The sequence below is a fragment of the Roseovarius sp. MBR-51 genome, from assembly GCF_053628575.1.
Window position 1 is genome coordinate 323,754 of sequence record NZ_JBRJGQ010000005.1, and the last position, 14,882, is coordinate 338,635.

At 56.6% G+C, this 14,882-nt stretch carries 11 protein-coding genes and 5 pseudogenes; 12 read left to right on the plus strand and 4 right to left on the minus strand.

The window, feature by feature from the left end:
* Positions 1-152: 152 nt before the first annotated feature.
* The 7 genes and pseudogenes from ACSSVY_RS09760 (at position 153) to ACSSVY_RS09790 (ending at position 5,877) form a co-directional block, all read left to right on the plus strand.
* Positions 153-1,808, plus strand: a complete 1,656-nt coding sequence (locus ACSSVY_RS09760; protein WP_454269358.1) for an acetolactate synthase large subunit — start codon at positions 153-155, stop codon at positions 1,806-1,808.
* Between the two features lie 52 nt (positions 1,809-1,860).
* Positions 1,861-3,243: an aldehyde dehydrogenase family protein gene (locus ACSSVY_RS09765; RefSeq protein WP_454269359.1), complete on the plus strand. Its 1,383-nt coding sequence runs from the start codon at positions 1,861-1,863 to the stop codon at positions 3,241-3,243.
* Positions 3,244-3,306: 63 nt separating this feature from the next.
* A complete protein-coding gene (locus ACSSVY_RS09770) occupies positions 3,307-3,459 on the plus strand; it encodes a hypothetical protein (RefSeq protein ID WP_454269360.1) in 153 nt (50 codons plus the stop codon).
* Between the two features lie 55 nt (positions 3,460-3,514).
* Positions 3,515-3,649, plus strand: a pseudogene (locus ACSSVY_RS09775) (transposase); the annotation flags it as partial.
* Positions 3,650-3,845: 196 nt separating this feature from the next.
* Positions 3,846-4,049, plus strand: a pseudogene (locus tag ACSSVY_RS09780) (energy transducer TonB family protein); the annotation flags it as partial.
* A 658-nt stretch (positions 4,050-4,707) separates the two neighbouring features.
* Entirely contained in the window at positions 4,708-4,929 is a 222-nt protein-coding gene (locus ACSSVY_RS09785) for a hypothetical protein (RefSeq protein WP_454269361.1), read from the plus strand.
* 363 nt (positions 4,930-5,292) lie between these two features.
* Positions 5,293-5,877, plus strand: a complete 585-nt coding sequence (locus ACSSVY_RS09790; RefSeq protein ID WP_454269362.1) for a VPLPA-CTERM sorting domain-containing protein — start codon at positions 5,293-5,295, stop codon at positions 5,875-5,877.
* Here ACSSVY_RS09790 and ACSSVY_RS09795 read toward each other — a convergent pair.
* Positions 5,874-6,014, minus strand: a complete 141-nt coding sequence (locus tag ACSSVY_RS09795; RefSeq protein WP_454269378.1) for a hypothetical protein — start codon at positions 6,012-6,014, stop codon at positions 5,874-5,876. The two genes, ACSSVY_RS09790 and ACSSVY_RS09795, sit on opposite strands and share 4 nt — an antisense overlap.
* A 709-nt stretch (positions 6,015-6,723) precedes the next feature.
* Here ACSSVY_RS09795 and ACSSVY_RS09800 point away from each other — a divergent pair.
* The 3 genes and pseudogenes from ACSSVY_RS09800 to ACSSVY_RS09810 form a co-directional block, all read left to right on the plus strand.
* A pseudogene (locus tag ACSSVY_RS09800) lies at positions 6,724-6,925 on the plus strand (integrase core domain-containing protein); the annotation flags it as partial.
* 52 nt (positions 6,926-6,977) lie between these two features.
* Positions 6,978-7,568 carry a hypothetical protein gene (locus ACSSVY_RS09805; protein WP_454269363.1) on the plus strand — a complete coding sequence of 197 codons (591 nt, stop codon included), beginning with the start codon at positions 6,978-6,980 and terminating at the stop codon, positions 7,566-7,568.
* Between the two features lie 723 nt (positions 7,569-8,291).
* A pseudogene (locus ACSSVY_RS09810) lies at positions 8,292-9,002 on the plus strand (IS6 family transposase).
* A gap of 66 nt (positions 9,003-9,068) precedes the next feature.
* On the opposite strand, the gene ACSSVY_RS09815 reads toward ACSSVY_RS09810, so the two are convergent.
* From ACSSVY_RS09815 to ACSSVY_RS09825, 3 genes are all read right to left on the minus strand, one after another.
* The gene (locus ACSSVY_RS09815; RefSeq protein ID WP_454269364.1) at positions 9,069-10,121 is read right to left on the minus strand and encodes a DUF6473 family protein; all 1,053 of its coding nucleotides are present in this window, start codon (positions 10,119-10,121) and stop codon (positions 9,069-9,071) included.
* Positions 10,122-10,347: 226 nt separating this feature from the next.
* Positions 10,348-11,268 (minus strand): sulfotransferase, encoded by a 921-nt coding sequence (locus tag ACSSVY_RS09820; protein ID WP_454269365.1) that lies wholly within the window; start codon positions 11,266-11,268, stop codon positions 10,348-10,350.
* A complete protein-coding gene (locus ACSSVY_RS09825; protein WP_454269366.1) occupies positions 11,265-12,473 on the minus strand; it encodes a glycosyltransferase family 4 protein in 1,209 nt (402 codons plus the stop codon). The genes ACSSVY_RS09820 and ACSSVY_RS09825 overlap by 4 nt, the downstream gene beginning before the upstream one ends.
* Positions 12,474-12,736: 263 nt before the next feature.
* Here ACSSVY_RS09825 and ACSSVY_RS09830 point away from each other — a divergent pair, with 263 nt between their 5' ends.
* Complete coding sequence (locus ACSSVY_RS09830) at positions 12,737-14,284, plus strand: lipopolysaccharide biosynthesis protein (RefSeq protein WP_454269367.1); 1,548 nt, start codon at positions 12,737-12,739, stop codon at positions 14,282-14,284.
* 299 nt (positions 14,285-14,583) lie between these two features.
* A pseudogene (locus ACSSVY_RS09835) lies at positions 14,584-14,781 on the plus strand (DDE-type integrase/transposase/recombinase); the annotation flags it as partial.
* Between the last annotated feature and the right edge of the window lie 101 nt (positions 14,782-14,882).

Here is a 14,882-nt window from a genome sequence, read left to right on the forward strand (position 1 = left end):
AACCATTTGCTATAATATTCGGACACCGTGGAGGGCTTGTACGGATCGGTCGGGTCTTCACGTCATACGGCGCGGTCGAGGTCTGGCAATTTCACAGATCGTGAATATCTGACCTGTCCGCTGTCGAAACGATCAATGAATGGACTGAAATCATGCCCAAAGGGTCGGACTTGTTTGTCGCTGCGCTTGAGAACGAGGGGGTTGACCGCGTCTTCGGTGTGCCCGGCGAGGAAAACCTCGACATCGTCGAGTCGTTGCGTACCTCCCGCATCGAGCTGATTCTGACGCGTCATGAGCAGGCGGCGGCCTTCATGGCGGCGACGCATGGGCGGCTTACGGGCAGGCCCGGCGTCTGCCTCGCCACACTCGGCCCCGGCGCTCTGAACCTTTCAACCGGCGCGGCCTATGCTCACCTGGGCGCGATGCCGATGATACTCATCACTGGACAGAAGCCGGTGATGAGCGCCAAGCAGGCCCGGTTCCAGATCGTTGACATCGTCGCCTCGATGAAGCCGCTGACCAAGATGACGCGTCAAATTCTGAGCCCGACTGCCATTCCTGCAGCGGTGCGTGACGCGTTTCGCGTCGCAGTGGAGGAAAGACCGGGGCCAGTGCATCTCGAACTGCCGGAGGACGTCGCGGCAGCGGACGCCAAGAACGCCACCGTCATTCCGCGCCATTCGCAGGAACGTCCGGTCGCCAGTGCCGCCGCACTCGACAACGCGGCCGAGCTGATCCTTGCCGCCCGCAAACCCTTGGTCATGATAGGCGCGGCAGGCAACCGGCCCGCGCTGATCAAGCCGCTCTCCGACTTCATGGTGCGCACCCGGCTGCCATTCTTCAACACGCAGATGGGCAAAGGTGCCGTCAACGGCGGCTCCAACCTCTATGTTGGAACCGCTGCGCTCTCGGAGGGTGACTATGTTCACGAAGCCATAGAACGCGCCGATCTCATCGTCGCCATCGGCCATGACACGATCGAAAAGCCACCGTTCCTTATGAAAAATGAGGGCGGACCGAGAGTCGTCCATGTCGGCTATGAGTCCGCGACGGTAGAACAGGTCTACCATCCGGATATCGAGGTGATCGGTGACATTGGCGCGTCCGTTAGAGGCCTTGGAGAGCGGCTTGCGGGCAGATTGTCACCCGACGACGGGATACCCCAGTTGCGCCAGAGGATTCTGGCCCGGCTCAACGATCACGCCGAAGAAGATCGCTTTCCTGTAACCCCTCAACGTATTGTCCACGATGTCCGCCAGGTCATGCCGGAGGACGGCATCGTCTGCCTCGACAACGGCATGTACAAGATCTGGTTCGCCCGCAATTACCGCACCCATGTGGCCAACACGCTGCTGCTCGACAATGCGCTCGCCACGATGGGGGCGGGCCTTCCCTCGGCGATCATGGCGGCCATGCTTTATCCCGATCGCCGCGTGATGGCTGTCTGCGGCGACGGCGGGTTCATGATGAACTCGCAAGAGATGGAAACGGCGGTGCGGCTCGGGCTGAACCTCGTCATTGTCATCCTGAACGACAGCGCCTACGGGATGATCCGCTGGAAGCAGTCGGTGGACGGCTTTCCCGACTTCGGCATGACATTCGGCAACCCGGACTTCGTGCGCTACGCCGAGGCCTACGGCGCGAAAGGATCCCGTGTTGGGGCGGTTGAGGAACTCGGGCCGACGCTGGAAGCCGCCTTTGCCGGCGGCGGAGTCCATCTGGTCGATGTCCCAATCGATTATTCGGAGAATACCCGCGTTTTGGTCGACGAGTTGCGCAACCGAACGCCGGATGTGGAATGTTCATGACACGGTTCCAGCGTTACAGAACGCAGACCCCGGATCCACGAGGAGATTGTGAATGTTGACTGTCGTGCAGGCCTTCGACCGTGCGCAGATTGCCGAGATCGAAACCGACGATGCCGCCATGTTGGAGCGCAAGCTGCAAGTCGCCGACCGCGTTTTCAGGGATCGCGATGGCTGGCTCAAGCCTCACCAGCGGATCGCCGTTCTGCGCAAACTGGCGGTGCTGATGGACGGCAGGCGCGACCATCTCGCCATGCAGATCGCCCGCGAGGGCGGCAAACCCCTGCCCGACGCCATCGTAGAGACCAATCGCGCCATTGATGGCGTTCACAACGCCGCCGACGAGTTGCGCAACCTCGCCGGCCGGGAGATTCCGATGGGCCTATCGGCGGCGGCGGAGAACCGCTGGGCCTTCACCACAAAGGAACCCACAGGCATCGTCGCGGCGATTTCCGCCTTCAATCACCCGCTGAACCTGATCGTCCACCAAGTCGCGCCGGCCATCGCGACCGGCTGCCCCGTGATCGTGAAACCGGCGAGCGCGACACCGCTATCCTGTCTCGACTTCGTGGCGTTGGTCCACGAGGCCGGCCTGCCCGAACCTTGGTGCCAGACCTTCATCACCGAGGATAATGCGCTTGCTGAAAAGCTAGCAACCGACAGCCGGGTCGCCTTCCTGAGTTTCATAGGCTCCGCAAGGGTCGGCTGGTCGCTGCATGGCAAGCTCGCGCCGGGGACACGCTCGGCGCTGGAGCATGGCGGTGCCGCACCGGCAATTATCGACCGCAGTGCCGATCTCGGAAAGGTCATCGAACCAATCGTCAAGGGCAGCTACTACCATGCTGGTCAGGTCTGCGTGTCGACACAGCGCATCTACGTTGACAGCGACATTGCCGACGAGTTCACACAACGCTTGGTCGCGCGCGTTGACAAATTGCGCACCGCCGATCCAACACTGAACGATACCGAGGTAGGGCCGCTGATCCTGCCGCGCGAGGCCGACCGGGTCGCGGAATGGATCGCGGAGGCGGTTTCGGGCGGCGCGGTCCTCGCGACCGGAGGCGAACGCATGTCCGCGACCACCCTGAAGCCGACGGTGCTACTGGATCCAGCCGCCAACGCGAAGGTGTCCACACTAGAGGTTTTCGGCCCCGTTGTCGCGGTCTATCGCTACGACGATCTCGGTGACGCCATTCGCCTTGCCAACGCCCTGCCGACGGCCTTTCAGGCCAGCATCTTTGCTCAGGATATCGACGTCGCCATGCGCGCGGCCAACCGTCTTGATGCCTCGGCGGTCATGATCAACGATTCGACGGCCTTCCGGACCGACTGGATGCCCTTCGCTGGCCGCAGGGGCTCTGGCTACGGAACCGGTGGAATCCCTTACACCATGCGCGACATGACTCAGGAAAAGATGGTTCTGATGCGCAATAGCTGATGGCGTATAGCCCAACGGCACCGATGCCCGAGGCGGGCTGTCCTAAACCGAGTTAGGTGCAATATGACCCACACGACCGTCGTCACCAAGAAGTCCGTCGCGCTCACCCGCGACCTGCCCGTGGACTATTCGCAGGCACTGATCGACGTGGAGTTTACTCGCCCCCTGTTGCACGGCCGCGACTTGCTGGTCGAGGATAATCGTCCCGAAGACTAAGGGAATGCGCACGTAGAATTTTCTCAGCAAGACGACTGAGGAGACTCTGATAAAGATGCCGAGATTTAGCGAACCCCAGATTTTTGCGATCCTGTGCCCGGCCGAAGGCGGCGTGCCGGTGACTGAGCTTTGCCGCGAGCACGGCATGAGCACGGCGTCCTGCTATGAATGGCGCGCGAAGTATGGCGGGGACATACGATTGTTGGCATTTTTCTTTTCAGAATGCCACAGGCTGCAATCGGCCACCAAGAACATATTCACTATTTGTTCTTGTCGCGAACAGTGTAGGAATATCTCCCGCGAGTTATCTGCCTCATGGCTGGCCGGTCGTCGCCGATGAGCGTCTTCAGCCTAGCGGCCTATGGGCCGCCTAGGCCCAAGGCACCCGCTCAAGCGGGACGGTGCATCTGACTCTGACAGTGTCGGGCGCAAGGCAACTTCTGGCGGCGCGGGTGAGGAAATCCGCGGGAGATCGCGAACTGAACTCGGCGGCAGTGCAGGCGGTGCAAACTAAACGCCTGCCGTCAAAACCCGTATCACTGCCGGGAGACAGACATATCTTCAATCTGCCGGTCGCCTTTTCAAGGTGAAGGAGCCGAGGCAAGAAGCGCTCCGCGAATTCGGCCCAGATCGGGGTGTCGCCCACGTTCTTTCCACTCCCGCTGACCCGCGGTTCAATACTACGGCACGAGCCCCAGAGTGCGCCTCGCGGTTGCGGGGGTTCGGGCACATGATCCGCAACATGATCGCAAACAAACACTTACCCGAATACGAACTGGCGGAAGAGTTCGGAGACATGATCCATGTTCGCCCGCGTCGAGCGGTTCTGGCCTCGGGTGAAGGACCGCAATTGAGCCAGTTGGCAATTGAGGAGGCCCGCCGTCTGGCCCCCGGCATGGATGCTACGCGCTTGAGGCCGACTGGCGCGTCTGGTGGGTGGCTACGGGATGCCCGCGCCTGCGCTGCCCGGACAAGACCTTTCTGGGCTGGGTACGCGAACAGACTTGAGAGGAGTGGCGCAGATTCAGATCCACCTCTTGGTGATTATGTTGGGTTGGATGATAATCTGTGTTGCGAATTGGACTCTAAGTGATGAAAATTGCGCAGGATCAGCGAAATAGTAACGGTTTGGTAACACACATTTGCCTCAATCGTGCTTAACTTTGGTCTTAAAGCGGTATTAGCTTTACAGAAGCAACTTGAGAAAATAAGATCAACTATAGGTTGTAAACTCAGGAAGGGCATCGCATGATCGTCGGACTGATCCTTGCCGGAAGCATTGCCGGGGCCATGTTTGGTCTGACAACTTTGATCCTTGGGCATTCGGTCTGGATGGCGCTCCTGATGTACTCCGCCGTGGGTGCGCTGAGCATGCTGGTCGGGGCTGCGGTCGTGGCCCTGCGTGCAGGGTCTGACGACCAGACTAAACCCACCTCCTCCCATGCGCTGGCTCCACCGCAGCGCGGGTGACAAGCCTCCCTGCCTGTAAGGGCGAATCATCTACACGGCTTCGTTCCAGCTTTCACTCCTGAATCGGGAACAATTGTTTCCCCTAACGCAACAGATTCAGCGCAGGCGTGTGTTCTGTGTGAAAGTTCCGCCTGGACTTCACCTCAGGATTGCGTGGCGCTGGATTGCTTTGACTCAAGAGGAAATTGGGGCGAAAATGTGACGATATTGCATAGTCTTGTAGGGTCTTTGAGTGACATATCGGATCAATGCAGTTCAGAGGCAATATTGCCTCTCATTTTTAGCGAGGTAATGTGAATGTCTGGATCAAGAATAATAACAACCTTGGTCGCTGTGGCTTCGCTTCTAGTTGCCAGTGAAGCTATGGCAGCGACTGTGAAATTTCAAAGTGATGGCCCGAGCCCACCGGGCGTGAATGACTGTAGCGGGGATTTTGGAACGTCTCCAAACTGCATTTACGTAAGCGAGGATGACTACTATTTCGACGGACCCGGAGCGGCTAGTGCAGGTGTGGCCTCAAGCTACACAACAAATAATTACGGGACGCTTCAACAGATTGCAAAGGTTGATAGCCCGTTCGCGACAACCCCTATTGTGTCAGCAGGATCTATTCTGGGGGCTGGCGCATTCACCTTCGAGGTGGATGGTGGGAACCTGAAGTGGACTTACAATCCGAATGGGTCCTTGGCAGCCGTGTTCGCGTTCTCTGTAAAAGGTGGAAACAAGTATAATCTTTGGGAATTTGACATAGCTCCTACCGTTGGCGGTCAACAGCAAACGGTTTCGGGCTGGTTCTCTCCGCAGGGGGATGACGTAGATGATATCTCTCACGTCACGTTCTTTGGAAAAGAGCTAGCTGCGGTACCACTTCCGGCTGGTGGCATCCTTTTGATCACCGCGCTCGGAGGCCTTGGTTTCATCACACGGCGCCGTCGTAAATCCACCTAAAACAACGGCAAAGCCGTGAGTGTAGTCGCAACAGCCCCTTCGGGGGCTGTTTCTGTTTTGAAGTGTTCAATCAACTTTTGCGCCGCAGACCAGTTCCGGCGGAGTCCGCCATCGGTGATGATTTCAATCTCAGACATGAGCGCGTGCTTAAGGCTATCCTTAAGCCTTCTCGGTCAGGCCAAGGTGCCCGATCGAAATGGGGGCCAGTTCATCAGGTGATAACGCATTCGGTTGGCGTCGCACGGGCAAGGACGAGGCGTGCGACCAGTCGCAGGGCTTCAGCTGTCGTGAGCCATACGGACGTCACGAAAAGCGCGCCTCGGACAAAGTCAGGCGGCATTTTCGTGGAGCACCCGACTCGTTTTGTTCGGTTTCCGGAAGGCGCTTTAGCGTTGAGCTGCGTTTAAGCCGGAAAGGAAAGCAGCCACGATCATCACCAGCCCCGTATGCCGGTGCCGGCCATGCCCGGTGCGTGCCCCGCAATGATCGAGGCCGGACTTGTCCTTTGCCCGCAGGAAGCATTTATTGATCGTCAAACGCAAACCGACAGCTTCCGCGAGTTCATCAAGCGAGGTCTCTGCTGGCGCGAAGGCGGAGCAGTAGGCAATACCCCCGGATAGTGGCGGCTCCTGCGCGCCGGCATCCAGCGGTCCGATACATGCGCGGCGTCAGCCAGGACAAAACGGCACGAATGCCCTCATCGAGAAGGCCGGCAATCATCCCCCGCGCCATCCTGGGCGTGGTGGCGCCGCAGATCGCCTCGGGAACATGGAGCTTTGCCCGGTGCGTCTCATCCCCGGCCCAGGCTTTCAGCAATCACAGACGCTGGTCGACAAGCACATGACCAGCCCAAAATCCAACGGCATGTCGGATGCATTCGTGGAAACGCTCATGCGACGACGTCCACGTCAATCCGCTGCCCGGTGCCGAAACCGTTCTGAGATTGATACGAGCCTGAATCGAGGATTATAACGGAAGCCACCCACACAGCGGCCTTAAATGGCGCTCGCCCCGCGAGTTCATCAAGACCAAAACCGAAACCGCTTAGATGCCCGATGAAACAGGGGCTGGATCAGAGTCCAACAAGAATAGGTTCTATTATGATAAAACTCCCCAAAGACGTTTCCCAAGCCCCATCGCTGGAGATTGCTGCGGACCGCCTTGGGCAAGTCCTCGGCCTTCAGAAACCCGCACCGTTAGATGCCACTCAACGCGCGCTAGACAACCCTCTTTACGCGCGAGCATTGCTAACAGCGCGGAAAATGCCTGCTATCCTCTGGCAACTGCTGGTCGCACCAGAAACGGTAAATATTGCGCCACTAGCCGGGATAGAAAGAAAGACGCCATCAGCCTCCAGCCTCCAGATCATGGCTAAGGCGGCGGCGGCAACTCTCAAGTGGGGGGCCGAAGGTTTGAAACATGCCGAACCCTGGGTCATTGAGCGCCGTCTTGCGGCCTGCAGCCGCTGTGAATTCCAGACAGAGGCCCCCGACACATTGATCTATCGCGGGGCAAAAGTGGTGGTTGGAAAAGATGCTAAAATCTGCGAGCAATGCGACTGTCTGACAAACACAAAAGCCGCTCTTGCGATAGAGCACTGCCCTGCGAAAGACTTAGCAAATCCTGAACTTTCGCGCTGGCAGGAACCGTGGGTAGATACAGCTAAGCTTTCCAAGTGGCCTTGGCGTTAATCGCGGAGCTACTGCCGCGGAATTTTGGCAAGTGAAGCAATGCATGCGTTAGGCTGAACGAAACACGAAATTATCCTCGGGCAACACATTACGCCAATCAAATCTCTTTTCGGTCGGCTTGGGATAAGCCGGTGTGCTAATCGGCACTACTGTATTTACCAACGCGATGTTGTCATCGGATCGTTTGATTAACATATAAAAAAGTGCCGCGCGCGTACCCATAAGATGGTCAGGCACACTTGTCGCCAAAGCACAATTCAACTCTGGTAATATTGAGTTTTTGTCGTACATCCTAGTCGCCCACTTTAGGTCCGCTATTATCTTTATCTAGGATATTGTCAAAAGAATGGCGCCAACAATTGCTTCCTCATCATTGCTAAAGACTGTTGAACAGGGAATTGTCCGCCCGGTCTTGTGATCGTTGTCGTGCAGTTCTGACTGCGTGCGTCGTCATGGAGCCTTCGTGACGTAACTGTCCCATAGCGCTTCTGACCTGCGACCTTTAGCGCCCGCTAATTTAGGTTAGCTCGGTTCAGGTTCTGGTCTTCATTTTACCGGTTAGCCTACTTCGCAGGCGTCATGCCAGCGAGGCTTGTGTGGGGCGATGGTGGTTAAAATCAGCATGCCATGCTGCGATGAAGTTGCCGGCGTGGCGCAAGCCGTCAAACGAGACCCTGCATTAACGGCGCTTTGCTGCCAGATTTTTTGTCTTTTAGGTTCAACATGCCGCGAAAATTGCCATTCAACATCACCGTTTTCCGCGTGATGTCATCCTTTGCGCCGTGCATTGGTATTTGCGCTATCCGTTGTCCTACCAAGATCTCGCTGACCTTCTAGCTGAGCTTGGGATCACTGTCGATAGATCCACCGTCTATCGCTGGGTACAGAAATTCAGCCCTGAACTGGCCAAGCGCACGGAAAAGCAACTGCGCCGCGCAAGCATCGATTGGCATGTGGACTCAACCTGCATTCAGGTTGGTGGGAGATGGCGCTACTTGTGGCGCGCGGTAGATGCGAACGGCCAAACGGTTAATTTTCGGTTGACCGCGCGGCGGGACACAAAGGCGGCAGGCGCCTTTTTTGCGCAAGACAATTGAGCGTGTGCGACTAGATCGCCCAGTGTCCATCTGCACCGACAAGGCATAAAGCTAATGGCGCGTCATCGGCGAGATCAATCACCGATACGATCCACATTTTGACAGCATCAGGCATATCGACCAAAAGTGGCGCGATAACCTGATCAAGAGCGACCACGCCGCTTTGAAACAGCCGCTCGGAAATCATCGGAGCTTTCGATTGTTGTAAACAGCTAAAGCAACCTTGACAGGCATCAAGACAATCCGAACCATCAACTGCGGCCACATCCAAAACAAGAAAGCAGGTGACATGGGCGAGCTGGAGTTTATCGATCGGTTGTTCGAAATCGCAGCGTGACCCAAAGTCGTAAACAACTCCAGCCAAACATCATCGAGTTTATGCAACAGTCCCAGAAATACAGGTCTACGGTTTGTTCCGCATTACCGCTATGGCTTCCGGATTGTTCAAAAGACTGCGTACCACATCATGGTGCATTTCGGGTGAGGGGTAGTACAGGTTTTCCGACCACGGCTTGACGGCAAGATCAGATCGGTCATTGGCTGGGTTGACCGTTGTCGGTTTGCCGGTGAAGCGGCTGAACAGGGGCTGGGGACTACCGACTGACGTGATAACCTCAACATAGGCTGCAACTTTACTCTTCAGTGGTGCCAGCATCTGTGGCGTGACCATGTGTGGAAATTCTCCGAACAACTGAGAATGGGTCGCGTAACCTTCCTGATAGGCTGGCGCACGTTTCGAGTACCAGAGCAGGATAACGGGGACCTCAATCCGTTCGATCAGTTCAAGGTTGGATCGGATCCAAGCTTCACGCAGATCCGACACGATGGCACGGGCGCGTGGCCGGACCTTAAGATTAGCCAGCTTGCGGCGCACGCGGAATGGCAACGGAAGGTTGTAGATAGCCTCCGGCCCGCGTAGCAGTTCCATGAAGGCAGCGGCTGCCCCCATACGGCGTCCGTCCTGATGCAGGCGAACATATTCCAACCCGTCACAGTCATATAGCTGGTTACTCTGACTGCGTGCGGACATGACTTGCAAGATCACGAAACGCGCGCGGTTCAGATAGGGCAGCAAGCTATCCTGCTTGAGGAAAAACTCCGGTCCTGCGCCGCCGTAACCTAGATTGAGAGCGGGTAAACCGACTTCGCGCCCTATCAGGTCTGGGTAGGGCTCTTCGCAGAAACATCCAAAGGTTTGGGCAGCGCCGATGCAGGCAAAAAAGTTGCCTCCACTTAGGGCCGCTTCCGGAACAGGCCCCCGGAACTGCAGCCCAGTTCCGGGAAGCTCCGTCATATGATAGTCAACAACATCATAGTCGCGGGTCTGATAACCTGAGAGGTGAATACCCTGCTTTGCCTGTTTGTCCAAATTCATTGTCCAATAAATTCCTTTCAAAGAAATTGCAGACACTCCAAGAACGTATTGCCCGATGAAATCAGTAAAGGAAAATCCCATGCCTGCAAATAATGCTGACGACGGTCATGGTCTAACATGAAAGTTGGCCGCATCAGAAAAATGGGCCACCTCTGACTGAAACAATATGGCAACTCCGATGAAGCGACCGGCAAACAGGCAAAAACCTTCATGGTACAGGACAGCATATACAGCAACCACTGCGCAGTCGCTCAGACCATCTATTTCTGGGCGAGACCTCATGAAGCAATACTCTTTGTTTACGTGTCTAGTTTGGCATACTCTGCCACGGCACATCACGTTGCAAAAGCTCGGATAAAAACGCGAGGTCTTCGGAGAAAACGGGGGTGAGCTCGGCACGCAAGTCCGGATCAAGCGGCGATGTCGGCATGCTATTCCAGCGGTTAAGTCGATGCAGGAGCGGGACGGTGAAGCGCCGTAATGGTGGAGAAAGCAGCCTGTAGCGCATGCGGCTTGGCCAGTTGATCTGACGGTCCAGCCAGAGATTGCGCGGCAACGTGCTGACCATACCTCGGCGGTTCATGTCCGGGATGAAATCAGGGTTAACCTTGATATGGCGGAAGATATCCGAGATGACGGCCATGGGATGGGCTATGAAATCATCATAGAAATGAACCTGGATCTGCTCTCGCGGGAACAGGTCAAACCAGCGTTTCAACTGTGCACCGTACAGGCTGAGCCGCCGATAGTGCCAGTCCCAGCCCCACCCGGCAGCCACGCGGTCATCTTCGGCGGCCAGCGCCGCGCGTAGCTCCAACGGCTCAAGTTGGTTCTGACGGTTCATATTGTAATGCGAATAGAGCCGCGAGACCGGTTCGCGCAGGATGGCTACGATTCGGATGTTGGGTAGCATATCTCGGACACGGGTAGGAGAATCGGGAAAATAGAGATAGCGGACCGAGCCCTCGCCCACGGCGTACGCATCGTCCGCCCCGTCAAACATGGCAGTATATTCAGACAGGTTACTGCGGGACCAATTATAGAGCATCTGCCGCAGGATATGCGGCGGGGCTGGGCCGATCGGGTTATCCTGCTGTCCGGACAATGCAAAATAGTTTGGTTCTTTCGAAGTGGGCACAAAAACGTCGGGATGCTGGGCAAGATAGGAGACTAGCGAGGTGGTACCGCTTTTGGCGGCTCCTATCACCAAAAAACTGGGCAGAGTCATGCCGTAGCCTCACCCAGAGAGGCTCGGACTGCCCTGGCTGCGGCCGCCCAGGAATAACCCCTCGAAACGGTTTCAAAGCCGCACATCCCAAGGGTTGCGCGGGCTGCTGGATCGTGAACAAGCCGCAGGATTTCCGAGACAAACTCCGTATCTGTTTCAGCGATTAAGATGTTCTCTCCATGCTGCACATCAATCCCTTCGGCACCCTTGGCAGTGCTAATAACCGGGCAACCAGCGGCGAAGGCTTCAAGAACCTTGAGCCGGGTGCCGCCACCGATCGTGATGGGCATGACCGCGATGCTTTGTTGCGCGAGGTATGGCAGAATGCTGGCAACCCCGCCGGTGACAAGCACAGACCGGTCTTTCGCCGCCGCTTTCTGCATCGCCAGTGTAGGGTCGCGTCCGACAATTGCCAAGTTTAGGTCCATACCGACCTGCTGGAGAGCGGGTAGAATGCCCTGTATCAGCCTAAGAGCGGCAATTTCATTGGGTTTATAGGAGTAACTACCAATATACACCAGTAGCGGCGGGTTGGTGGGATCTGCATCGTTCCGGATACGGCGTGCATCGGCATAAGCATCGACATTGATGGCATTGGGCACTACCGCCACCCCATTTTTTGGTTGATAAAGTCGCTCCATCAACCTTGCATCGACATCGCTACAAGCCCAGACAAAATCTGCGGTTTTCACGGCTCGTGCCTCGGCCTGCCGTAATTTGCTGTTGAACATTCGCTGGCGAAGCGCGGCCAGTCCGAATTTTCGCACTCCATCCTCGTTGCCTATATCGGCCCAGAGCCGGGCTTCGACGTTATGAGCGTCGAATATAGTCGGGATCCCGGCAGCACGTAGTGGGACCACATAGGCCGAGAGCGAAATTTCCTCGATCAGCGCAAAATCATAACTGTCGGGAGTCAGGGATCGCAGATACTGCATCAGGGCTGCATCCGTATAGCGGCGGATCGTATGGTGCGGTCCGGGCAGTAGCCAGCGGCCGGGGACACGCCAAGGTGAGGCGGGCACATATTGACCAGTTTCAGTAACACCTGGAAACCGCTCGGCATCGGGTATGTTGCCGGACGGATCAACCGTTATGACGTTTACCGTACCAAGTCCTGCCAGTGCCGCCATGTTCTGAGCGTTACGCAGCGCAGCTCCACTATCCAAACGCCCCGGCCCCCATCGGCTGATAACAAGACTACGCATAACTCTACCCGCTCTCGGTGGACTCAAGTGGCCGACCCATTTTTCACTACGCCCGGGCAGGCCGGGTCGGGACCGTTCCTCCTAAACATGCAATGCGCAGACGACAAAATCCAGAACAGACTGTTATACTCTTGACGCACCTGCTATCGCCAATTTCATCTTCGGCAGAGCCCTGGGACGTTACATCGACAACTTTACACGGGTTGGTTAAAGAGAAGATAGTACTAGAATTTTTACGCGCTTCGGCGCATGTGAGATTTTGAATGGTTATGAAACAGGGCGCTGTAGGCAGGTTTGTCACCAATGTTGGTGCCTCGTTGCTGGGCGCTATCCTAAATCTGATCATTCTGATCTGGGTGAACCAGTTTTTGTTGCGCCGGGTCGGGGCCGAAGAATACAGCCTTGTACCTGTGCTAACCTCTCTGATGATCTTTGGAGCACTATTCCGGGACGCCTTTGCCGGCGGAGTCGCGCGTTTTTTGGTGGCGGCAGATGCAGGCGGTGACGACACAGAGGTCGCGCGAATTGTGTCATCAATGTTACCGCTGCTGGCGTTGGTAGCGCTCATGGTGGCAACTGGGGGGGCGTGGGCAGTACAGCATATCGATCAATTGATCAATGTGGATGCAGCGCACAGGCACGACGCCCAGATCATGTTGTCCCTGCTGGTCCTGTCTCTCTGCCTTGAAATGGCGGCTTCTCCGTTCAGCTTTGGCTTGTTCGCTAAGATGCGGTTCGTCACACTTAATCTGGTTAACTTTGGGACGCTGCTTGTGCGCATCGCACTGTTGCTTGTGTTTCTGTTCGGCATCGGACCGCAGGTTATCTGGCTGGTGGTGGCCACGGTTCTCAGCAGTCTTCTGGATCTAGCGATACGGATCTATTTCACCATCCGCCTGCTGCCGGCCGCAAGGTTCAATCACCGCCTGATCTCGCGCCGGGCGGTAGCCACTCTGTTGTCCTTCAGTCTCTGGACGACGGTGCAGGGTATCGGCAACATCGTGCACCGCGCGACCCCAGCGCTATTTCTAAACCACTATTCCAATCCAGTCGACGTGGTGTCCTTTCATCTGGGAAACCTTCCGGATCTTCAGATCCGCAAACTGATCTCGGTCGGCGCGCGCCCGGCCCTCCCCGAACTGACCTCAGTCTTCGTGTCAGGTGGCAAGGAGGCGTTGCGTGGGCTGTTTTATAGGGGTGGACGATACTATCTCTGGGCCGCGCTTTTTCTACCACCCAGCCTAATCATCTTTGGTCGCCCGCTAGTTACTCTTTATGTAGGGCCTGATTACCTGGATGCAGCTACGGTACTGATATGGGTTTTGGGTGCCTATCCACTAATCTGGGCCAGCGCCATGTTCTTTCAAGTCGCCTATGCCTCCGGAGAGATTCGCGCCTTCAACATTCTGAACATTATCGTTGTTCTTGCGACCTTGGCCATGTTGTGGATATTCATAGTCTGGCTGGATATGGGCGCACTGGGTGCGGGGTATGCGTTCGGTATTGGCTCCGGTCTGGGACATCTCTTGATCATCTGGCCCGGAAGCCTGCGCTTCATTCAGGGAAGTTGGATAGATTTCATCCGCCTAACCCTTTGTCCCGGATGTCTACCCGGGCTTATTGCGGCATTGATCTGTTTGGGCTGGACACATTCTATGGCGCTGGACAGTTGGGCAATGCTAGGAGTCGGTTTCTGTCTGGCATCTGCGGGCTATGTGACGACTCTTCTTGTTTGTTGTCTCGATGCCCAGGACAAAGTGTTGCTGGGTCAACTCAAGTCGCGACTGCGCAGGAGAGGGCAGGGAAGTTGAGTGGTGCTGGATGGCCTTATCGGTTTGGGTGTAGTCTCCACAGACGCAATCTTCGCCGCGCCACGCAATCATATCCGCTGCGCTCAACAAGCGTCCGTTGCAGCCGAAACCTAGAGACAACTCCGACCGATAAGGCCTATCCAATATCAACTGCAAAACGATCCCGAAGCTTTGCAGAAGTGGTGCTCGCCCCGCGAGCTTATCAAGGCCAAAACCGAAACCGCTTAGCGGTCGGGTGAAACGGGGGCTGGATCATATCGGTTGTTGATCGAAACACTATATTGCAGGTTCATAGCTCGGGTACGAACGAGGTCTGGGCGATGGATTTTGTTCATGACCAGCTGGCAACGGGCAATAAGCTTCGGGTTCTGACGGTCGCGGACAAGTTCTCGCGATACGTGCCGGTGCTTGTTGCCCGGTTCAGCTATCGCGGTGAGGACGTGGTTGCGACACTGGACCGGGTGTGCCGCAGACCGGGCTATCCCAAGACCATCCGTAAGCATCCGCCGAGGACCGTGGTTAGGCAGCCTTGACCTGGTGCGCTGCTGCGTTCCATTCCCACGGCAGCAACTCGTGCAGGCGCGAGACCGGCATATCG

Coding starts and splice junctions, on each gene's coding strand:
- ACSSVY_RS09820 (WP_454269365.1), bottom strand. CDS start 11,268: ATGACTCTGCCCAGTTTTTTGGTGATAGGAGCCGCCAAAAGCGGTACC.
- ACSSVY_RS09785 (WP_454269361.1), top strand. CDS start 4,708: ATGATCGTCGGACTGATCCTTGCCGGAAGCATTGCCGGGGCCATGTTT.
- ACSSVY_RS09805 (WP_454269363.1), top strand. CDS start 6,978: ATGATAAAACTCCCCAAAGACGTTTCCCAAGCCCCATCGCTGGAGATT.
- ACSSVY_RS09770 (WP_454269360.1), top strand. CDS start 3,307: ATGACCCACACGACCGTCGTCACCAAGAAGTCCGTCGCGCTCACCCGC.
- ACSSVY_RS09830 (WP_454269367.1), top strand. CDS start 12,737: ATGGTTATGAAACAGGGCGCTGTAGGCAGGTTTGTCACCAATGTTGGT.
- ACSSVY_RS09825 (WP_454269366.1), bottom strand. CDS start 12,473: ATGCGTAGTCTTGTTATCAGCCGATGGGGGCCGGGGCGTTTGGATAGT.
- ACSSVY_RS09765 (WP_454269359.1), top strand. CDS start 1,861: ATGTTGACTGTCGTGCAGGCCTTCGACCGTGCGCAGATTGCCGAGATC.
- ACSSVY_RS09790 (WP_454269362.1), top strand. CDS start 5,293: ATGGCAGCGACTGTGAAATTTCAAAGTGATGGCCCGAGCCCACCGGGC.
- ACSSVY_RS09760 (WP_454269358.1), top strand. CDS start 153: ATGCCCAAAGGGTCGGACTTGTTTGTCGCTGCGCTTGAGAACGAGGGG.
- ACSSVY_RS09795 (WP_454269378.1), bottom strand. CDS start 6,014: ATGTCTGAGATTGAAATCATCACCGATGGCGGACTCCGCCGGAACTGG.
- ACSSVY_RS09815 (WP_454269364.1), bottom strand. CDS start 10,121: ATGGGATTTTCCTTTACTGATTTCATCGGGCAATACGTTCTTGGAGTG.